This is a genomic window from Mongoliitalea daihaiensis (genome assembly GCF_021596945.1).
GTDB lineage: Bacteria > Bacteroidota > Bacteroidia > Cytophagales > Cyclobacteriaceae > Mongoliitalea > Mongoliitalea daihaiensis.
In genome coordinates, this window is sequence record NZ_CP063779.1 from 476,029 (window position 1) to 497,142 (window position 21,114).

Annotated in this window: 16 protein-coding genes; 2 read left to right on the forward strand and 14 right to left on the reverse strand. The window is 40.1% G+C overall.

Going from position 1 to position 21,114, the window contains the following annotated elements; all coding sequences use genetic code 11:
• Positions 1 to 60: 60 nt before the first annotated feature.
• On the reverse strand, positions 61 to 1,629 hold the full coding sequence (locus IPZ59_RS01805) for a glycerol-3-phosphate dehydrogenase/oxidase (protein WP_236138175.1): 1,569 nt from the start codon (positions 1,627 to 1,629) through the stop codon (positions 61 to 63).
• Positions 1,630 to 1,755: 126 nt separating this feature from the next.
• Between IPZ59_RS01805 and IPZ59_RS01810 the strand changes: the two genes are divergently transcribed.
• Complete coding sequence (locus IPZ59_RS01810) at positions 1,756 to 2,517, forward strand: DeoR/GlpR family DNA-binding transcription regulator (protein ID WP_189584694.1); 762 nt, start codon at positions 1,756 to 1,758, stop codon at positions 2,515 to 2,517.
• Positions 2,518 to 2,734: 217 nt separating this feature from the next.
• Here IPZ59_RS01810 and IPZ59_RS01815 read toward each other — a convergent pair whose 3' ends face one another.
• The 6 genes from IPZ59_RS01815 to IPZ59_RS01840 all read right to left on the reverse strand — a co-directional run bounded on the left by IPZ59_RS01815 (position 2,735) and on the right by IPZ59_RS01840 (position 11,125).
• Positions 2,735 to 3,256 (reverse strand): phosphoglycerate mutase family protein, encoded by a 522-nt coding sequence (locus IPZ59_RS01815; RefSeq protein ID WP_236138176.1) that lies wholly within the window; start codon positions 3,254 to 3,256, stop codon positions 2,735 to 2,737.
• 400 nt (positions 3,257 to 3,656) lie between these two features.
• Complete coding sequence (locus IPZ59_RS01820; protein ID WP_236138177.1) at positions 3,657 to 4,391, reverse strand: RluA family pseudouridine synthase; 735 nt, start codon at positions 4,389 to 4,391, stop codon at positions 3,657 to 3,659.
• 4 nt (positions 4,392 to 4,395) lie between these two features.
• A complete protein-coding gene (locus IPZ59_RS01825; protein WP_236138178.1) occupies positions 4,396 to 5,976 on the reverse strand; it encodes a peptide chain release factor 3 in 1,581 nt (526 codons plus the stop codon).
• A gap of 995 nt (positions 5,977 to 6,971) precedes the next feature.
• On the reverse strand, positions 6,972 to 9,509 hold the full coding sequence (locus IPZ59_RS01830) for a hypothetical protein (RefSeq protein ID WP_236138179.1): 2,538 nt from the start codon (positions 9,507 to 9,509) through the stop codon (positions 6,972 to 6,974).
• Entirely contained in the window at positions 9,502 to 9,963 is a 462-nt protein-coding gene (locus tag IPZ59_RS01835; RefSeq protein ID WP_236138180.1) for a hypothetical protein, read from the reverse strand. Before IPZ59_RS01835 ends, IPZ59_RS01830 begins: the two co-directional genes overlap by 8 nt.
• Positions 9,953 to 11,125, reverse strand: coding sequence for a DUF4221 family protein (locus tag IPZ59_RS01840; RefSeq protein ID WP_236138181.1), 1,173 nt, complete (start codon positions 11,123 to 11,125; stop codon positions 9,953 to 9,955). Before IPZ59_RS01840 ends, IPZ59_RS01835 begins: the two co-directional genes overlap by 11 nt.
• 58 nt (positions 11,126 to 11,183) lie before the next feature.
• Here IPZ59_RS01840 and IPZ59_RS20235 point away from each other — a divergent pair, with 58 nt between their 5' ends.
• Positions 11,184 to 11,309 carry a hypothetical protein gene (locus IPZ59_RS20235; RefSeq protein ID WP_262912244.1) on the forward strand — a complete coding sequence of 42 codons (126 nt, stop codon included), beginning with the start codon at positions 11,184 to 11,186 and terminating at the stop codon, positions 11,307 to 11,309.
• A 708-nt stretch (positions 11,310 to 12,017) separates the two neighbouring features.
• Here IPZ59_RS20235 and IPZ59_RS01845 read toward each other — a convergent pair.
• The 7 genes from IPZ59_RS01845 to gltX form a co-directional block, all read right to left on the reverse strand.
• Positions 12,018 to 13,109, reverse strand: a complete 1,092-nt coding sequence (locus IPZ59_RS01845) for a hypothetical protein (protein ID WP_236138182.1) — start codon at positions 13,107 to 13,109, stop codon at positions 12,018 to 12,020.
• A gap of 848 nt (positions 13,110 to 13,957) precedes the next feature.
• Positions 13,958 to 15,028: a DUF3810 domain-containing protein gene (locus IPZ59_RS01850; RefSeq protein WP_236138183.1), complete on the reverse strand. Its 1,071-nt coding sequence runs from the start codon at positions 15,026 to 15,028 to the stop codon at positions 13,958 to 13,960.
• Positions 15,021 to 15,602, reverse strand: coding sequence for a NifU family protein (locus tag IPZ59_RS01855; RefSeq protein WP_236138184.1), 582 nt, complete (start codon positions 15,600 to 15,602; stop codon positions 15,021 to 15,023). Before IPZ59_RS01855 ends, IPZ59_RS01850 begins: the two co-directional genes overlap by 8 nt.
• Positions 15,603 to 15,659: 57 nt before the next feature.
• Positions 15,660 to 16,322, reverse strand: coding sequence for a porin family protein (locus tag IPZ59_RS01860; protein WP_236138185.1), 663 nt, complete (start codon positions 16,320 to 16,322; stop codon positions 15,660 to 15,662).
• 55 nt (positions 16,323 to 16,377) lie between these two features.
• A complete protein-coding gene (locus IPZ59_RS01865; protein ID WP_236138186.1) occupies positions 16,378 to 19,125 on the reverse strand; it encodes a TonB-dependent receptor in 2,748 nt (915 codons plus the stop codon).
• A gap of 92 nt (positions 19,126 to 19,217) precedes the next feature.
• Positions 19,218 to 19,430: a hypothetical protein gene (locus IPZ59_RS01870; RefSeq protein WP_236138187.1), complete on the reverse strand. Its 213-nt coding sequence runs from the start codon at positions 19,428 to 19,430 to the stop codon at positions 19,218 to 19,220.
• Between the two features lie 20 nt (positions 19,431 to 19,450).
• A complete protein-coding gene (gene gltX, locus IPZ59_RS01875; RefSeq protein ID WP_236138188.1) occupies positions 19,451 to 20,977 on the reverse strand; it encodes a glutamate--tRNA ligase in 1,527 nt (508 codons plus the stop codon).
• Between the last annotated feature and the right edge of the window lie 137 nt (positions 20,978 to 21,114).

Consider the following 21,114-nt stretch of genomic DNA (forward strand, 5'->3'; position numbering starts at 1 on the left):
TTCAATGCGAATTTTTCTGCGAATTCTGTGCATTCTGCGAGCTCTCGCATCTCGCTTCTATCATCCTCCTTCCAAGATATACTTCTTCCCTAGTTTTTCAAAATCTGCCAATTCTCCCGTGATCCAAGCTTCGTCTTTGCCCAGTTCTTGGGCCATAAGATTGGCTACCTGGGGGGCCATTCGTAGGGCTGCTCTGGCATCTAGGAGTAATACCCGCATGCGTCGGCTTAGAATATCTTCTACTTTCATTGCCATCTCATGACGGGTACTCCAAACTACTTCAGCCTGCGTGTAAGGATAATCGGGATGGAGTTGTTGTCCAAGTTCAGGGTTCTCTTGAATCATTTCTTGGATCTTCTTAGCATCCGAACCATAACTTCTCCAATGTCCATTTGCTGGATTTTCGGTATACCCATGATACTTGATATGGGCAGAAGCGGAGGCTGCCATTGATTGATCTGTTACCCTTGCAAATTCCTCCACGGTGTCTTCCCCCATTTTGCGGAAAGTTGTCCATTTCCCACCTGTGATGGAAATTAGTTTACTATCGGAAACAATTACCTTGTGCGAACGGGAGATTTCTTTCGTTTTGGTACTCCCTTCTTTGGGGGCTGCCAAGGGCCGCAGTCCTGCAAATACCGCTTTCACGTCTTTGCGAGTAGGCACTTTATCCAAGTATCCTTCAGCCGTTTCCAGAATAAAATCAATCTCCTTACTCAAAGCCTCTGGTTCCAATTTGGCTTTATCTCTCAAAGTATCTGTAGTACCTACGACCAACTTATCCAACCAAGGCACAGCAAACAGCACCCTACCATCAGAGGTTTTGGGTATCATTAGGGCATCTTTGCCCCCCAAAAACGATTGATCCAATACCAAATGAATTCCTTGGGAAGGTTGAATACTTTTAGGAGCTCCAGGCTGATCCATTTGCAGGATTTTATCAGCAAAAACTCCCGTAGCATTGACTACCATTTTTGTGCGAATTTTGTACTTCGTTTTACTAAGATTATCCTTTACTTGAAGGCCATTAATTTTACCAGAGGAATCTTTGCTAAGTGAGATTACTTGCATATAGTTAAGCATACAGCCACCCATTTCGTCACAGGTTTGAGCAATACTCAACGCTAAGCGGGCATCATCAAACTGTCCATCGTGATAGACCACTCCACCCATCAAGCCTTTTTCCTTGATTTGGGGAAGTCGCATTTTGGTTTCTTTTTTAGAGATAAATTTAGATTTTCCCAAGCGGAGTTTCCCTGCCATCCAATCATAAATTTTCAATCCCACGCTGTATTGTAAGCGGTCAAACCATCCATAGATGGGAATGATGAATGGCTGATTATAGGTTAAATGAGGCGCATTTTGCAATAACCTTCCTCTCTCTTTCAAGGCTTCCAATACCAAAAAAACATCCCCTTGGGCCAAATAGCGCACCCCTCCATGTACCAATTTGGTACTTCTACTGGACGTGCCTTTGGCAAAATCCGATTTGTCCACCAACACCACGGACAATCCTCTGGACAATGCATCCAAAGCAACACCCAAACCCGAAGCTCCTCCCCCGATTACCGCAATATCCCATAGGTAATTTTCGTCTTGTAATCGAAGAAGGTTTTTATTTCTATCCATTTTTAGTAATCATTTGTTCAAAAATATCAAAAAAAGAAACAAAAAGAAACAAAAGGAAATATTTAAATTTTTTAGGCTTTCTTTTATGTCCGTTTTTGGGTACTTTTAAGGGCAAAATCAAGATAGATGACCATAGCAGAACGACATAAGCATATTTTAGACGAATTAGCAAAAAATGGTTTCGTCAACGTAACAGATTTGAGTAAAGAGCTGGATGTTACTGTGGTTACTATCCGAAAAGATTTAAAGCTCTTGGAGGATAAAGGTCTATTATATCGATCCCATGGTTCTGCTACTCCAGTATCTCCCTATGTCAATGATCGTTCTGTCAATGAGAAAAAATTGGTTCGAGTAGAGGAGAAATTGAAAATTGCTCAAATAGCTGCTAGTTTGGTAGATGAAGATGATGCCATCATCATCGGTTCGGGCACCACAGTAGTAGCATTTGCGCAATCCATTCCCAAAAATAAAAAGCTGACCGTACTCACTGCCGCCATGAATGTGACTTTAGCATTGATAGATGCTTCTGAAGTGGAGGTAGTTCAATTAGGTGGAGTAGTAAGGAAAACCAGTAGTTCGGTAGTAGGCCACTATGCAGAAGAAATGCTCAAGCAATTTGCCTGTTCAAAGTTATTTTTTAGCGCAGACGGTGTGAGTTTGGAAGATGGGTTGACGACTTCCCATATGATGGAAGCCCATCTAAATTCTCAGATGATGAAGGGTGTGCAAAAAATCATCCTGCTCGTTGACTCCAGCAAGTTTGGCAAAAGAGGTTTTGGTAAAATCTGCAATTTGGAAGATATCGACATCATCATCACTGACGCAGGTATTCCCGAACTTTACCGCGAAAAAATGGAAGCCATGGGGATTGAGGTGAGGGTTGTTTAGGAGACTTGCCTGCTCCAAGCAGGGGGGAGAGTTTAAGTGAGAAACAAGAAACAAGAGACAAGAACCAAGACTCCAGGCAGTTAGCAAAACCCGTATTTCTTTCTAAAATAAGTCTACTGGAGATTATAACTATTCATAGATTTTAGCAATTGACAACTCCACTGTTCAATGTACACTGCTCACTGTTCACTGCTAAATATTCACTCTTAACTATTCACTAATTAAACTCCCTATATTCTCTTCTAGCTACCGAACTGGAACCATCCTTTTCAAGGGTAATTTCAAAAATATACCCATATTCTAAATCTTCCAATTCAGGGTATTGCTCTCCTTCTTGAACAAAGTAATTGACAACATGGTGAATGGTATTGCTATGGCCGACCACCAACATATTTCCTTTACGCTTCCTTAATTCCTTCACAAGATCATCATGCTTACGGACTTCATAAATCTCCAAGGTCAAGCCGGGGATTTTTTCAATCAACGGCTGAGCAGTAGCTCTTGTACGTATAAAATCGGTGCTGAACACATGTTCAATTTGTTTATCGGAAAGAATCTCTGCCAACTTCTTGGATCGCACAGTCCCCGCCACACTCAAATATGGATCATCCCCAGTCAATAATTTTTCTGCATGCCTCACCACATAGATGGTCTTCGGTTCCTGCTTCGCCCCACAAGACCATAGAAGGAGTACTGCTAAGAAAACTATTGCTGTGTAAAATCCGAATTGTTTTTTCATAAGTATTTTTTTTAGAAGCGAGATTCGAGATACGAGAGCTTAGACTCGGGGAGTGTTTGGGACTTGCATTTTTCTTCCCGAAAGGAAATTAGTGTCACTATTAATTACTGAAAGAACCATTGACCGTCGACTGTGGAAACCTAATTACTAATCACTTAATCAACCAATCACTCACATGTACCAAGTAGTGATTCAGGAAATAAAAAAGAATAATCGTATTTCAATCACAATCGTGCCGTGGACAGTCGACAGTGGACCGAGGACCTCCAACTCATCAACCAATCACTACTACCACACTAAGCCGTATTCCATACCCCTTCCATTCCTCATTATTCATTCCTCATTCTAAATTCTTCATCCCTCCTCCTTCATCCTTCATCCTTTCAGTTCCTCACTCGCATCATCCACTAAACGTATTCGCTACATGCTGATCTTTTGCTTTGACGGGTTCAAATTCCAAGTATTGCTCCCAGAAAGCTTCTTCCGGTAAAGCGGCACGTAGATAGACCTTTTCTTTTTTGATCGGATGGACAAAGACCAAATGGAAGGCATGCAAGTTGATATTGGCATCCGCATTTGGCTTATGGAAACCATATTTGATATCCCCTCTGATCGGACAATCCATGGAAGCCAATTGAACGCGAATCTGATGTGGCCTACCCGATACCGGGCGCACCTCTAAGAGCCAATGATCATTCAGCTTGCCAACGGTTTTGTAATTCAACTCGGCTTTTTGTGAACCGGGAACCTCTTTGGCATAAGCTTTCACAAAGTTCTTCTGCTCATCTTTTACCAGATAATGAGTCAACTTACCAGATTCCTCCTTTGGCTTGTTTTTGACTACAGCCCAATAGACTTTATGAATTTCTCGCTTGCGAAATAGTTCCATCATGCGCTCCAAGCCTTTGGAAGTTCGGGCAAACACCACCAAGCCACTCACCGGTCTATCCAATCGATGCACGGGATGCAAAAACACCGCTCCTGGCTTCTTATACTTGGCGGCAATATATTCCTTGCAATAATCTGTAAGGGTTTTGTCTTTTGTTTTATCTCCTTGGACAAGGATGCCCGCAGCCTTATTGACCACCAACAGGTGATTGTCTTCATATACTACGGAGAATGCTTTCTTTTTCATGGACTTAATATTCCGAGGTAAAGTGAAAATCGATTTCAGGGTAATTGTCTTGCACCATCTGCAACCAAGCTTTGGACTCTGCCATAAAGACTAATTTATCATCTTTATCTTTCGCAATATGCCTACTTTTGGAACGAACAAACTCATCCAACTGCTTTTTATCCTTACTGCTGATCCAACATGCCTTGTACAAATTCATAGGAGAAAACTCTACGGATGCATTGTACTCCTGCTTCAATCGAAACTGAATAACTTCAAACTGTAGTTGACCTACAGTACCTACCACTTTACGGTTACCCATTTCATAGGTAAAATACTGGGCAACTCCCTCTTCCATCAACTGCTTCAGGCCTTTTTCCAATTGCTTGGTTTTCATCGCATCTTTATTGATGACTTCTTTGAAAATCTCCGGAGAAAAACTTGGTATTCCTTTGAACGTAAGGCTTTCTCCTTCCGTCAACGAATCCCCTATTTTCAAATTACCCGTATCGTACAAACCGATGATATCTCCTGGAAAGGCTTCATCTACGATTTCCCTATCCTGCGCCATAAATTGCGTTACATTAGAAAAACGTAGGGGCTTAGGCCCTCTTACATGATTGTAAGGCTTGTTTCGCTCAAATTTACCTGAACAAATTCTCAAAAAGGCAATTCTGTTTCTATGGTTTGGATCCATGTTCGCATGGATTTTAAATACAAACCCAGAAAACTTTGATTCCTCAGGTAGAACTTCCCGCTCTTCCGCATTCCTGCTTTTAGGTGCTGGTGCTATGTTGATGAATGTATCCAACATTTCATTGACTCCGAAATTATTCACCGCAGAACCAAAAAATACAGGTGCTACTCTACCTTCCAGGTATTCGTTTACATCAAAATCAGGATACACACCCTCAATCAATTCCACATCCTCTCTTAATTGATTGGCTGGGTTTTGACCAATAAGCGTATCCAATTGAGCGTCGTCTAAGTTTTCGATCACTGCTCGATCATCGGAAAGCTTTCGCTGACTTGGAGTAAACAGGTTTAATTTTTTATCATATAAATTATAGACACCTTTGAAGCTTTTCCCCATACCTATTGGCCAAGAAAGGGGGCGAACTTGAATATTCAACTTGGTCTCCACTTCATCCAATAATTCATATGGATCTCTTCCCTCTCTATCAAGTTTGTTGATAAAACAAATCACAGGTGTATTTCGCATCCGGCACACTTCCATCAATTTCTCTGTCTGAATCTCCACCCCTTTCACACAATCGATTACCATGATTACCGAATCCACCGCTGTCAATGTACGGTAGGTATCTTCCGCAAAATCCTGGTGACCAGGAGTATCCAGCAAATTGATTTTTACTCCTTTATATTCGAAACCCATGACAGAGGTAGCCACAGAAATCCCCCGCTGCTTCTCGATTTCCATCCAGTCAGATTTGGTAGCTACGTCGATCTTGTTGGATTTTACGGCACCCGCCGTCTGAATAGCTCCACCAAAAAGCAGGAGTTTTTCAGTCAAGGTAGTTTTTCCCGCATCCGGGTGGGCAATGATAGCAAAGGTTCTGCGCTTCTGTATTTCGGTGGTCAAACTCATCTAAATTCCTGATTCAGTTTTTTTTCAGTTTGCAAAGGTACGGTAAATTTCCGAGAAATTTGGGGAGAGGGATAATGTTACAGAGAACTCTAATTGAGAGATTGTGATTGGGAGAGAAAGAAATATGCTGGTGCGAAATAAATTGATATAAGCCTACGGCGACATATAAGAGGTGTTTAAATACTTGAATTATTCTTAAAAAATATAGGGGAATTAGGGTAGAAGAAAATGCAAAGCTCACGTTGCGGGCGTAGCGTTTAACCCTTTGCGTCCGTAGCGAGAAAAGATGCCGACTGATGAATGAAGGTAAAGGAGGAAAATAATTAGGAATTTGGAATGATGGATTTAGAATCAGATGCAAGACCTACTTTGCGGGCGTAGCGCTCAACCTTTGCGCCCGTGGCGTGAAAAAAAATGTCGAATGATGAATGTCTAACTACGAATGATGAATTACGGTAAAGGAGGAAGGGTGAAGGATGAAGGAGGAAAATAATTAGGAATTTGGAATGAGGAATTTAGAATGAGATGCAAAACCTACTTTGCGGGCATAGCGCTCAACCTTTGCGTCCGTGGCGAGAAAAAAATGTCGAATGATGAACTTCCAACTCCGAATCCCCATCCCCCGAGCCATGCGAGGAAATTAAAAGTCAAGCCTACCATTTTATCTAACCTATCCCCCAAAATTTCTCGCAACACTTTAATCTGTGAAAATCTGTGCCATCTGTGGACTTTTTTATTTCAGATTTTAGAGGTTAGATTTTAGATTTATCCGTGTAGAATGACACCTTCGTGTAATTAGTGCCATTCGTGGACTTCTTTATTTTAGATTTTAGAGGTTAGATTTTAGATTTATCCGTGTAGAATGACGCCTTCGTGTAATTAGTACCATTCGTGGACTTCTTTATTTTAGATTTTAGAGGTTAGATTTTAGATTTATCCGTGTAGAATGACGCCTTCGTGTAATTAGTGCTATTCGTGGACTTTTTTCGGGAAACCTACTCTACCACAAACTCAAAAATCACCTGTCCCATCTTTCCATCCGGGCTGAGGGCTTCGAAGTTGCCGGTGAATATGGAGCGGATATCGGAGGTATAAAATTCCATCTCAGCCTTCCCCTCTTCATCGGTCAAGATATACGGCATCCATGTCAGTGTATTCCTGTAATCCGACTCCGGGTCATTTTTGGAAGCTATATCCAGATACTTTTTATGCACAAACCCTGAACCCATAAAAAATCCCTTGGTTCGGGTCATATTATACATCTTCATTAACTCTTCATCCGTGTAGACCGGATATCTGTACTTTATTCTTCTCCAATTACCAGCTGTTAAAACAAAGTGATGACTGGGATGCTTAGCCTTTTCCATATTAATTATTTCGGTATATTCTTTCCCCTCAATTGGCTTATTATTTTCCTCCTTACATCTTGGATCGCCACAATTTAATATTTCCGAAAGCATTAAAACAGGCCTACACAAATAATCATTATTAAAATCCAACTTAGCCCTTTCAGCCAGATCACCTATAAACTTTTCCCGCTCTTGGACCAAGCGCTTTCCTCGGACCACAAATTCTCCCAATAGAATCATATTCCTGTCAAAGGCTGGATAGTCCAACTTCTCCTCTTCCTGCTTTCCATAGTCCATGCTTGAGTACATCATTTCTGCTCTATCCATCATCTGTTCCAGTGGTGCAAGCGGATCCGATATGGAAAGTTCGATCTCCGTATTCTCTTTCGGCAGCGCTCTTACATACAGATATTCATCTCGCCCAAAGTCCAAGGTTTCTGTATCAATTTCAAAATTACCCGCTCCATTCAAGGGAATAAACTCTGTAGAGGCCTCATCGTCTCCTCGGAACAACAGTGCATAATTTGGATTGTCCTGCTTTTTGGAGCTTTTATAGATTATCTGTCCCCTTAGCTTGTTGGGAAGAAGGGGGGGCTTGGGCTGATTGTCTTTCATCTGCTCTTCCAGCCAGATATACTGTTCTACCGCACAGGCTTCCAATATGGTCTGAAGCTTTCTGTTGTCATTTGTCTCAGGTGCTGTCATCAACGACTCAAGATTGGGCTGTGGCCCCACTTGGGTGAGTATATGGGCAACCGTGTATAGGTTTCTTTTGTATCCTTGGTTATGGAAAAGCTTATCCGATACAGCCCCTCCCAAGAGTACACCCCCTAGCGCCTGTCCCTGGGAATCCTTTACTGTGAAGGTAACACCGACTTTCTCCCTGCTACCGTATGCAGATCGGTGGAGGCTGGCTTCCACATGCAGTTTACCATTGTTCTCTATCCATGTCAGTCGTTGGCCCAAGGGTTCGGAAGCTTCGTTGAATACTGCCACTTCTGCTATGCCTGATGGAATATGGGCGATTGGTATCTTTATCTGGGAATTGCTTTCCAGCATCAATTCCTGAAACACGTACACAATCCCTCTCATCTGTATCCTCACAAGGTGTTTCTGACGGGGCCAAGAAGTCTGAATGCCCACCATCAGCGTATCAACCATAGGCCTTAGATTGATCGTCACTCCCTCTTCTTCGATCTGATCAAAGACAGTTACTGTATCTGAGGGTGCATCGTTCCAACGAATTTCATATACAGCACCTTTTTCAGGTCTGATTCTCAGTTTACCCAATCCATCTGCACCCAGGTTAATGAATGTGAGTATTTCTCCGTCTTTCAAAAGTACTCCCTGTCTTGATTGGTCTTTGGAAGCACTGCCCGTGGATGAAAGCATCACAGAGGTTTCCTGATGATGGACTAGTTTACCACTCTCCGCATGCCAGGTCAGTCGGTTTGATTCATTTTGGTTCTTCAGAGGTAGCCTTTGGAATACCTGTTTATTGCCTGAAACTATCTCCAGGTCCAGTAATTGCGCATCGTTTCTTTGGATTGGGATGGAAAGTTTCCCTTCTGCATCTGAGCGGAAAGATGCCTGATGCACAGGTTTCTTTTGCACGTCCAGCCAGCTAGCCTTCACTTCAGCATCCGAGAGTCTGTTGGCTTGTTTATCGGAGAGTATCAGACTTAGACTGTCCCCATCATCCTCATGGTTATGTCTGATGATAATCTCAGGACTGATGTATTTGCGGATTTCGAGTTCCTTGAATGCATGGTAGCGCTCCATCCCATGGTACACTCCTGAGGGAGAATAGGCTTCCAACTGGTATATCCCTGGAGCGAGATCATCCTTGACAAGGACCATCCCATCTGAAAAACCTCCTATAAGCGGGTACTTTTCCTCCCAAAAAACATCCCTGTCCGTCTGTTTCACCAGTCTCAGATACAGGATACTGTCCTTGGGATGCGGAGTTAACAACTGTCCATCAAGCTGAGTAAACCTGAACCAAAGCTGTTCCCCTGTCTCGTAAATATCCTTGTCCGTCTGCAGGTACTCTATCGGTCTTGCATGCTCCCTTGCCCTTTGCTCAAACTCCACCACAAGCTTTTGTTCATAAGCCGTCTGCCCCTGTGCTAGGTAGGACAGGCTCGTGAAAAAAATACAGCATAGCAACAATTGTTTAATCATGGGTGGTAATGATGTCTATTAGGGACTTATCGGCTTTAGGAGAAATATAATATAACGATTTGATAGTTGATTCCTCAAGTTCTAAAACTATGGGATAAATACTGTTATCTGAGGTAATGAGAAACTTATTTTCCAAATCAATCAATACATTGGAATGTTTGTTTACATCTATGCCAATTTTATTCTGGAGCATCTTTAAGGATTCAATCCGTGTTAAAATAAATAACACTTCCGTGCGATTGATATTATTCTTGATGAATTCTTCTACGGTAGAGATGCATCCTTGGCAGCCTAAACTTGGAAGGATAACAGCGTATTTGTAGGTGTTTATGTCCGAGACATTTACTAACTTTTTTTGTAGGTAACTTTCGGATTGATCCTTACTTCCGCAAGAGACCAGCAAAAAACAAATAAAGGATAACCCAATCACAACAATCCCAGGTCTAGTTTTCATCCGAAGTAAGTTTAAATAATTTAAAAACCATGTAATCCTCATTGCTACTCAGCATGTCTGTGTACTCTATCAGTAACCCATCTTTTGTCACGATGATGTTATCGATATTCCAGTTTTTCGATAACCCGAGCTCTTTTTTACCCAATACTTTAAATTCGGAATCGTAGATGATAATACTGACCGGTTTGAGGGATAAATCCTTGACTCCGGTAGTACTCATTTCCGCATTCATTAAAACTCTGTAATATACCTTTCGGTGTTTATCGTATTTGATTCCTGCATAGATATCTGACTCTATCAGATGACTGAGCATAATTTCCCTTGTAGGATTTTTCATAGAAATGGGTTTGACTACTTTGGTCCCAAATTCGGAATCAACAACTTCACTTAAACCCTCCTTTTCGAGTGATGCAGTAAATAAACTATTGGAAATAGGGAAACTGTAGACCATCACTTTCTGATCGGGATTCCAATCATAATAGACAGTTGTGTAATACGGATCATCCCAGTTAAACTTACTCCCATAGATGTTTTTTGGATAAGTATGGCGATAGGTAAGTTCATGGGTTGATAAATCAAATGACGCCGTAAACTTAAAAGTGTCCAAGATATTATCAGGAATTGCCCACATAAAACTCCCAGAAAAAATCAATTTGTCATCAATCCTGATAAATGGTGTGATTGTTCTTGGAAAAAATTGGGGATATGATAAAAGCCAATTGCTATCATTGATCGGTAAATTATTGACCAGTGAAATCGTTCTTAATTTAATACCCTTGTCATTTACAAATACCAGATCATTTTTGATCATATCAAAAACGGTTATGGAATCCCTATTGATAATATGGTATCCGACAGGTCTGCCAACCTGATGCTCTCCCTCGGCATAAATCACAGTTCTTTCGAGATATTTATTTTCATTCAGATCAAACCAATAAATAGATCTGTTGAACGCATTGAAAAAGGTAAGCAAATTTTCTTCCTCCAATACCTGAACAAAAGGAGGCTTTGGTGGACTCACACTGTCCAAGGGAATGACTAGACTATCTATTTCCTCTAACGTAACGCTGTATTCAGAGTCATTTTTATATTCTTGCCTTTGACTACAGCAAACACAGTTCAACAATAATACGAGAGAGATTAGCTTTAAAAACTTTTGCATGTGAGACTCTTTGATTTTTTTTAAAATAAGAGGTTGATTTTCCTATCATCAACCTCTTATGAAAGTTATTACTTTGCCTGTTTTCTACGTTGATCAAGTAAGCGCTTTACATGTAATCAACGTGGGAAAGGCCTTTAAGGATTTGGCCATGGATCAGGAATTTGATCATGTGTTAGAAAGTTAAGTAAAACATAATTTTTATTGCCTTTGTAAAAGCTGTTACTAAGAAAGAAAGAAATAAAGAAGCAAGTTTTTAGTTGAAAAATTTTTTTACCACAAAATCCATGTAAAAATATCATAAACATCTTATTTACGTATTTAATCTGTTTATAATTCAATTTAATACATTTAAACCTGAAGATTTAAGATCAAAAAATGGTGTACATATGAATTAAATGTATGAAGTACGGATAGATTAAAGGTTTTAACCGATGAAAAATCACTTGGCAGGCGTAGCGCTCAACCGTGGCGGACGTGGCGAGAAAAAAATGTCGAATGATGAATTATTGGAAAGGATGAAGATAATTAGGAATTTGGAATGAGGAATTTAGAATGAGATGCAAGACCCACTTAGCGGGCGTAGCGCTCAACCGTTGCGTCCGTAGCGAGAAAAAAATTTCGAATGATGAACGTCCAACTCCGAATGATGAATTATTGGAAAGGATGAAGGGTGAAGGAGGACCGAGCGTAAAGAAAAGCTATATTGATAGCTTTTTAGCGAAGGGCCAGCTTGGGGGGTGGGAAGAAAAGGAGGAATGTCATCCCACGAGTCATGCGAGGAAATTTACAAAAACAAGCCTATCTTTTTTGCGCCCCTTTCTTCCGCAAGGCAGGTCTGCGTGAAACATTTGCATGAAACCTACTCAACCACAAACTCAAAAATACGCATGAGCTATAGCTTAGGTAAAATATTTTGTAAATCATACTTGATAAATTCATCCGAATGAACGTCAAATGTATACATTGTTTGATTTTTAAAATCTATGTCAAATGAGGTAAAATGTTCACCTGTGCCAATTTTAGCTAACGGTTTGCCTTCATAATCAAAAAGTAAAATACTAGGTAATTTTTTTCTAGACATTTGATACACACCTTCATTTTCATTAATGAAAACAATTCCAAAAAAATCATCAAATAAACTCAAATTTGCGATAGTGTATATTCTATTCCATCTAAATGTAGATTGAATTTGTTTTATATCAGATAATTTTTCTTCCAAGCAAATAGACTTTTTAAAAGTCCCATCAATAGCATAGATATTAATATTATTTAATCCAATAGGAGCTTCAATCACTCTATCCTTAATTCTATTATACCCCGTTAAAGTGGACAAAATATTAAAATCCTCCCCTTCTTGGATAGTTACGTCATTCAGTTTGGCAGCAACATCTAAAGGCTTTTTTTTACCATTAGTGATTGTATAACGTACTTGTTGAGTATCTCGATTAAAGACTTCTTTGACAAAAAAGGTGTTACTATCCAATTTTGCAAATGCAAAAGAAAATGGAATAATGTCTCCAACATACTCAGTTAGTACTTCTTGATCTAATTCGAGTGACTCAGAAACATTAAATTTCATTACCCGACCCTTTTGAAAATCATACATGTAAGCTAATAAACTACCATTCTCTTTTTCAAAAGCAACCTTATTTAAATCAGAACCTTGCATAAATTCTAAGGGACCATCACCTATTTTGAAAAAACTCCCCAGGAATTTGTAATCTGGTAAGTCATAAATTTCCCAAAGCGCCCCCGAACTAGATTTTTCAATAATCAAATAATTTTCAAGGATTTTTATTTCTCTCATTCCAACACTGTTTACTTCGGGAAACCCTTTTTTATTTAGATTGACCTCCAATGGGAACTCTAAAATATATCCCACATCATCAAAAGCCATGTGCAGTGTTTCATCTGATGATTTAAAAAAGCTACATGAAGTGTTCAGGATCAACGAAAATATTATTATAATTTCTGTTTTTTTCATTTTTCTTAATACTTAAAAACAAGGGATTGTCACCAATACCCTTGACTATTTATTATAATGATTTAACATTCGCTTTCGATTGTAAATACACAATCTGTAGCATTATTTACCCATGAACAAGTCCCACAGTACCTGACTTGACTCCCATTTTTTGTTTTAATACAAGTCCAACAAGGTTCCTTTGTTCCTTCTCCTGGGTCAACTGATTCTTGTCCAAAAGCGGAACTCATTATAGAGAAAGCGCCACCTGCAATTATTGCTATGCCAATTAGTAATTTTCTCATTGAAGTTTTTGTTTAAGTAGGAATTGATTGAATTAACTTTCAAAGTGTAAACACTAATAAAGTTCATTAAAGAAAGAAAGAAAGAAAGAAAGAAATATTTAGTTTGAAAAAATTTTTATTTCCAACCCATCTGATGCGTCGAAGAAATAAATATTAACACATTTCACCTATCTATATGTCAATTTTAGCTGTTTATCCCTGATTAGAAAATAAAACGCAGTTGGGAGTTATTTAGGCGTCATAATTGTTTGTAGTCCCGACATCTATCGGCATCAGCAGGTAAAATCTAGATTTAAATCTATGCAACCCTCCGAGCACTGCGAGGAAATAAAAAAATCAGGCCTAACAAAGCATGTCAGCTATTGCTCAAATCTCACTTGGCATTTCTCTGTGAATATCTGTGCCATCTGTGGACTTTTTTATATAAGATTTAAGAGGGTAGACCTGCCTTCCGTCAGGAAGGTTTTAGATTTGGGCTTAATCCACCATTTTTGCGCCTTTGCGCCCCTGTCTTCCGCCAGGAAGGTCTGCGTGAAACCCAATACACATTCATGGACCTTTTTATCAGTCTCTTAAGGTATTTCTCCAAGCAAAGGCCAACATCGGTAATTGTTGATAGCTATTCACACCCGCCTTGACTCCTTGAGTTTTCAGGAAAAGATCATTGGACTTACGACTGATCTCTAAATTAAAGGGCTTGATCTGCTCCTGTATTTTTTGAATAGATAAGAGATCATTCCGAATTCCTGTGGGCAAGCCTTGGTAAAACTCCCTGTAAAGATCCCGGGACATCCGGTACAGATCATTCATCTGATACCGTAAAAGACGGAGCTGCCCCGAGTATTGGAGTAAAGGATCCTCTGAATTGGAGCAAATGACCCAAGCTATAAAATTCGCCTCTCCCTCATCTGTAACTCCATAGCTATGGGCCATTTCATGGGCAATCGTAAAGGGTTTTTCTAAAGGATGTAAAGTGGGGTCTATATAGCTCTCTCCGGTGAAAGGGAAATAGATACCCAAAATGCCCATTCTACGCATAAAACCAGCGGGATAAAATTGCTTGGTCCTAGGATCACCAGTAAAATTTAACCCCAATAAATACAGGTTTTCCCGCATATTAGAACGAACTAAGCGCTCCAAACTATCGTATGGAAGGATTTCTTCAATCGCAGTAGTATCTTGGTGAATGGTATTGCGAAGCTGATTGACTATCCGCAACGTAAGATTCATTTCTTCTTCCAATTGCTCTGAATTGAGAGGAATGGGTTGGATTTCGACTTGTTGGAAAATTGGGATACGTTGGTAATTATAGCCCCAAAGAACCAAGAAAAAAAAGACAATGGCGCCCAAACTATTGAATAGCGAGCGAATACTGTATCCTAATTTATTTTTCCAGCCTAGCTTTTGGAAAAAGTAATACATGAAGATACCAATAAAAATAAAAATGGAGGCCACAAAGAGATACACTGTGGCAAATGGTAACTTGGATATCGTAGCATCTACAATATTGCGAATGCCCGGAAAAACAGTTCGAGAGTAAACCAATTCGGTTTTCTCAGGGTACTTAATTGCAAAGTGCCTGACCAGCAAGCTAGTCAGGCCTAATATTGTCCACGTCCAATTTCCTTTAAACACCTTCTGCTTGTACCTCTTTTACTTCCGGAATCATACGGGTTAGTAGATTTTGAATTCCTGCTTTTAGCGTCACCGTACTGGAAGGACAGCCCGAACAGCTTCCCTGCAACAATACTTTTACGATACCATCCTGAAAACTGTGGAATACAATCGCACCTCCATCTTGTTCAACGGCAGGACGTATGTATTCGTCCAAAATTCCCTTGATTTTTTTTACGATTTCAGAATCATTTTCGTCAAACAATGGATCTTTATCATACACCACTGTCACGGCTGCCTTACCTGCCTCCAAATATTTTTTGATATGGTCTCGGATAAAATCCTGAATTTCAAACCAGTCTATATCTTCCTTTTTCGTTACTGTCACGAAGTTAGACGCAACAAATACCCGCTCCACGGCAGCATAATTGAATAATTCATACGCTAACGGAGAAGAATCTGTACTCTCTTGGGTTGGATAATCGAAACTGACACCATCATCTGCCAACATAAAATTAACCACAAACTTCATGGAGTTTGGATTAGGGTTGGCTTCCATATAAATATGTACGGGACGTTTTTGTGCTTGCAACATGTTTGATTAGATTTAATTCTCTAATTATACCTCAAAAGGCAGGAAATAGTTCCTAGACTACTCTTTTTTCCACTTAGGCGGTACCAATTGGAACATATAACTCAGTGACACCTCAATGGTGGTGGAGTTCATATCGAAAATTCTATTTTGTGATTCGGGTCTTCCAAATTCATAACTGAAGCGTACGTCTCCAGCCAACGTGGATTTTCCAAAAAGCTTAGAAAGTCCCGCACCAAGCGTCAACCCGTACATAAATCGATCAGGATTATCATCTACTTGCCCATACGTTGGGAGAAAGATGGGATTATCCACTACTTCTCGACTGATATCTTTAGCATTCATTAACACCCCTACATGTGGACCCAGCTTGATGTGAAAGCGACCTGAGTTTCCAAAATAAAAATTAGATAACAAAGGCATTTTCAAGTAACGGAGTTCCGTTTGATTAACACCTCCTGAAATAGAATCCCGTTGCGTATAACCCAAGCTAACCTGATGCAACTCCAGTGCTATCCCTGCATTTTTATTTCCAAAATACTCTGCTACAAAACCAAAAAGGGGAGCATTGAAATTAGCCGTGTTGATTGCTGGTCTTCCTGGTTCAGGTCTGTAGGTGATCGAAGAGGTTGAAAATCCCCCCCTCACTCCTACACTTAACTGAGCAGAAACTTCCAAGCTTATGACGAAAAGGATTCCAAAAAGCACTAATGATTTTTTCATACCCAAAATTATTCTAAATCTTTCACACTCCTGATAAATCAATCGAAATATGCCGCTATTTAGCAAAAGGAATAGTAAAAGAACCAACAATTGCCTGTCCATCAATACTTAAGCCCTCCACTATAATGGTCTTTGCTGATTCAACGTCATTGGTATAAAAGGCTACTTGAACTTTACCTGTCATGGAATCTGTGAATAGGTAAGGATTCCAGTATAGCGTCACCCGCTCATCTAGCTCAGGGATATCCTCCATTGTGTCATAGTCTACAAAGAAAAAATTAGCCGGTGGGTGAAATCCTTCGATTACAAAAGAGCTCATACCCGGGTTCCCAGCCAACACATCAGCAGCTCTGACATCTCCTCTTTTCAGATAGATTGCAATAATACCATTTCTTCCCATATCCCCCATAATGGATAGTATGCGAGTGACCACTTCTACACGCTCTACATCGTTGGGGTTGATAGAGCGGATTACGTTAGCTGCCGAACTTGAGGGTAGGACATTTCCATCCACCATAACCAATGGTTCGAGGGAATTGGACACAGAAGTTGCCCCTCCCCGGAGTGTAACCTGCCCAAGTGAATTGACCTGCATACCGGGGATAAATGCCTTGATACCCAATAATAAATCAACTGCGTTTCCTCCACGCATCAAAGACTCACCTTGAATGACATAATCCGCATTTCCATACAATGCTTTTTCGGTTTTTTTCCCTTGGGCTTCTACCTTCACTTCTTCTAATTCCACTTCCAATACTTCACGCCTAAAGACACTTGAAGTTGTTTGTGCCATTGTAGGCATTGTTGCATGTTCGGGGATAAAAAAAGGAGGTTTGAGTTTAGGACTTAACTCAAACGTCCCATATCCTTTTCCTTTTTTATCCACCGCCAAAAAAGAAAAATCTATTGGACCATAAAAGTCCATTTCATCCAAAAGGAAGGAACCTTCTTTATCCGTCTCCCAATCCAATTCTCCTTCAAAATTGTTGATATAAATTGTAAAAGGGGTATTGGTTGGTTTTCCTTTTTCATTGAGAAAACGTCCACCAATACTCAATGTATTTTCAACTGCGTGTGAAAATTTTTCAGTAGTAATGTGGCTAGGAACTTCCTTGATTTGCAAGTTTTCCACAATACGAGATGGTACAGCTTGAGGTAAGGCGAACTGATTGTCAGTAACTGTTACCGAGAGATTAGAGGCTAATGGTTTCCCATTGGCATCTTTGGTTTCAATATCTACCACTACCAAGGATCGTTTGCCTACTGTTGATCTATCTGTTTGTATAGTCACTATGCTTGAAGGCGGAAGAGTAGTCCCCGTCGCTGGAGCGATAACCTTTTCTGAACGATCCAATACAGGTAAGGCCTGAATAAAGTAAGTGTCAGGTCCATAATTACGGTTCCATTGAGTAAATGCCCTGACGTAATATTGATTACCTGAAAGGCTTTCAGGGAGAAAAAAATCACCAACTGCTACACCATTTTCAATTTTTAACTTTTTCTCTAAAATCACATCTCTATCCTCTGATAACACTTCCAAATGAAGCACTTGACTCAACGTCCTCCTATTTGCAGGATTCGCATAATTGATGTATCCTTTTAAAAAAACTTGATCTCCTTTATAATAATACGATCTGTCAGTATGGAGGTGAATTCTTTCTTGTAGACTATTCGCATCCCGAATAATTTGGGCTTGCATTTGGACTGAAAGGGGCGGTGTGTAATCCATTGGCAAGAGATTTCCTACTTTGCTTTTATCCATATCACCCGAGAAAATCATATCTTTTTGATTCAATACCATGCCGTTAGAAGTCACCGTCAAATAATTTCCTTTGACCTCAACCCATGAGATGGGATAAGGTGCATCTTTGTATGAATTGACTTTGCTAAACCCTTTTTCGTAATGGATTTCTATTCTTCCCTTTAAAAAAATTCGATACTCGCCTGGGTTTTTGCCAGCAGTTACCAAGTTATCAGGTTCGTATTTGATTACAGATTTCCCCAATTCCTCGGCAAAAACATCTGACCTTAAATTTCTAGATTCAGAGCCTCCAGGTTTGTCTCCATATAGGAAAAAACCTTCTTGGTTATGTCTTCCGATAATGATCGACCGAAACATATTGGCAGGAGAGCGAAGATAAGATTCCAACCGATTAGCCTTCCACATATTCCTCGTTTTGATGTCAGGCGCTTCCAGTTCCTCAAAACGACTAGCTCCCATAATGACATAGGATTGATTATTAAACTGAAATTCTTTCAGGTCAAACGTTACTAAATATCCCAAGGCATTATTTTTAATTTGAATGGGTTGATAGGCAAATGCACGGAAATTACTATTTGCATTGTCTTCCGGAAAATCTATAACCCAAGGATTTAAAATCTCGCAGCTTGCAGCAAGCTCATCTGCTCCTAAAAAGTAGATGCTGAACTTTTTCAATTCTCGTTCCCAAACTTTATCTCGTGAAGCTTTAATTTCCACATCGCTTAATTCTTGTTCGGTAGGAACCAGATTTATGGATAAATTTTGAGTACTATTGACTTTAATAGAGATCGATTTTTGCTGGGCAGCATATCCAATAAATGAAAACCCGATCTCTACATCGCCAGGAGCAATCCCGCTCAGTGTATAGTTACCATCGATATCAGTGGTAGTCGCTATGGTGGTATTATTCACAAACACATTACAAAATGGCAAGGGTTCCTTGGTTAGTGCATCGATTACCGTACCCGAGACAGAACCAGTCTGTGCAAATCCATAGAAAGTAATTAGGAATAAAAATAATGCTGCGAATGCATGTTTCATGGCAATGAAGTTTGTAACCCTTAAAAATAAAACTATAAAATGAGGCAAAAAAGAAATAGCACAAAATTAAACTTTTGTGCTATTTCAGTCATTTATTCTTCACTGGACGTTTTACTGTCCTTGATTTCATCGATATCCTCGCGATCTTTCAGTTTTTTATCCTCCACATTTTTATTCAAAAACTCGTTGAGTTTTTCTATGGAGAAAGAACTGGAGATTTCCCCAAATGAATTGATGCTCATCTTGAAGCCTTCCAGATCTTTATGAACTTTAGGACTCTCTTCTTTTTTTGGTTTTTTGGCCATAATCCTGTCACATTAGACGTTTATAACGAAGCTATGGCAAATTGGATGCGTCTGACCAGCTCTTCTTTACCAATGATCACAAATACTGCCATCAAATCAGGACCTGCGCCAACGCCTGTTACTGCCAGACGCACTGCTTGCATGATTTTCCCCAATTTGATACCATTGCTTTCAGCAGCTTTTTCTAGAAGCGATTTTGCAAGCTCCGGAGTAAAATCAGCTGCATCTGCTTCCAGTTCTTGAATATAGGAATTTAAGACTGTAACTGCATCTTGATTCCACTTTTTCACGGCTACATCTTGGTCAAATGTCTCAGGGGCAATGAGCATGAATTTACCTTCATTCCAAAGATCCGCTGGAAAAGTCGCGCGTTCCTTCATGATTGCCGCAATTTGAGCAGCTTTTTCGGAAGATACTTCCAACCCTTCTTTGGCTACTTCTAGTTGCAAATATTTCGCTAATTCATCGTCTGACTTTCCGCGTAGATACTGTTCATTGTACCATTTCGCTTTGTTGATATCAAACTTAGTCCCAGACTTCCCGATGCGCTCGATGCTGAAAGCCTCTACCAATTCATCTAGGGTGAACATTTCACGGTGATCACCTGGATTCCAACCTAAGAACGCTAAGAAATTAATCAATGCTTCTTTGAGATATCCTTGTTCACGGAAGCCCATGGCTTTTTCTCCCGAATTTGGATCTTGCCAATTCATCGGAAACACTGGGAATCCATGTTTATCGGCATCTCGCTTGGATAATTTACCATTTCCATCAGGCTTTAGCAATAAGGGCAAATGCGCAAATTGAGGCATGGTATCTTCCCATCCAAAATATTTGTACAATAATACGTGCAAGGGAGCAGATGGTAACCACTCTTCTCCACGGATTACATGAGTAATTCCCATCAAATGATCATCCACGATATTGGCCAAGTGATAGGTTGGCATTCCATCCGACTTCATCAATACCTTATCGTCTAAGGTAGAACTATGGACCATAACCCATCCACGGATCATATCATTCAATCTTACTTCTTCCTTCCTAGGGATTTTGATTCGAATCACATACGGCTCACCAGATGCTAAGCGTGCTTTTACCTCATCTTCTGGCAAGGTTAGAGAGTTTTTCATCTGTGTGCGAGTGATGGAATTGTACTGTGGAGATACTACTCTGGCCGCAGTCAGACGCTCCCTCATCGCATCCAATTCCTCGGAAGTATCAAATGCATAATAAGCATGACCTTTTTCTACTAGATCCAAGGCATATTGCATATACATAGGCTTACGCTCAGACTGCCTATAAGGAGCACAATCAGCTGGATTCCAAGGACTTTCATCCGGGGTAATTCCCAACCAATCCAAGGCATCCTTGATATATTCTTCCGCACCCGGCACAAAACGGGTTTGGTCTGTATCTTCAATTCTCAATAAAAATTTGCCATTATTTTTTCTAGCAAACAAGTAATTGTAAAGAGCTGTTCTCACTCCTCCGATATGTAAAGCTCCTGTGGGTGAAGGAGCAAAGCGAACGCGTACTTCTCTATTCATATTGGTTTTTTATTCTGTCATCTAACCCATTCAGAGGGCAAATGGTTGGTTTGGTTACTGAAAATCAGGCTGCAAAGATAGTAAATTTTGAGAGAAAGCTGTGTGCTCTGTGGTTCATTCCTGAAAATCGCTTGGTG

Coding starts and splice junctions, on each gene's coding strand:
- IPZ59_RS20235 (WP_262912244.1), top strand. CDS start 11,184: ATGAAAGTTATTACTTTGCCTGTTTTCTACGTTGATCAAGTAAGCGCT.
- IPZ59_RS01845 (WP_236138182.1), bottom strand. CDS start 13,109: ATGAAAAAAACAGAAATTATAATAATATTTTCGTTGATCCTGAACACT.
- IPZ59_RS01805 (WP_236138175.1), bottom strand. CDS start 1,629: ATGGATAGAAATAAAAACCTTCTTCGATTACAAGACGAAAATTACCTA.
- IPZ59_RS01820 (WP_236138177.1), bottom strand. CDS start 4,391: ATGAAAAAGAAAGCATTCTCCGTAGTATATGAAGACAATCACCTGTTG.
- IPZ59_RS01815 (WP_236138176.1), bottom strand. CDS start 3,256: ATGAAAAAACAATTCGGATTTTACACAGCAATAGTTTTCTTAGCAGTA.
- IPZ59_RS01840 (WP_236138181.1), bottom strand. CDS start 11,125: ATGCAAAAGTTTTTAAAGCTAATCTCTCTCGTATTATTGTTGAACTGT.
- IPZ59_RS01860 (WP_236138185.1), bottom strand. CDS start 16,322: ATGAAAAAATCATTAGTGCTTTTTGGAATCCTTTTCGTCATAAGCTTG.
- IPZ59_RS01830 (WP_236138179.1), bottom strand. CDS start 9,509: ATGATTAAACAATTGTTGCTATGCTGTATTTTTTTCACGAGCCTGTCC.
- IPZ59_RS01855 (WP_236138184.1), bottom strand. CDS start 15,602: ATGTTGCAAGCACAAAAACGTCCCGTACATATTTATATGGAAGCCAAC.
- gltX (WP_236138188.1), bottom strand. CDS start 20,977: ATGAATAGAGAAGTACGCGTTCGCTTTGCTCCTTCACCCACAGGAGCT.
- IPZ59_RS01835 (WP_236138180.1), bottom strand. CDS start 9,963: ATGAAAACTAGACCTGGGATTGTTGTGATTGGGTTATCCTTTATTTGT.
- IPZ59_RS01825 (WP_236138178.1), bottom strand. CDS start 5,976: ATGAGTTTGACCACCGAAATACAGAAGCGCAGAACCTTTGCTATCATT.
- IPZ59_RS01870 (WP_236138187.1), bottom strand. CDS start 19,430: ATGGCCAAAAAACCAAAAAAAGAAGAGAGTCCTAAAGTTCATAAAGAT.
- IPZ59_RS01810 (WP_189584694.1), top strand. CDS start 1,756: ATGACCATAGCAGAACGACATAAGCATATTTTAGACGAATTAGCAAAA.
- IPZ59_RS01865 (WP_236138186.1), bottom strand. CDS start 19,125: ATGAAACATGCATTCGCAGCATTATTTTTATTCCTAATTACTTTCTAT.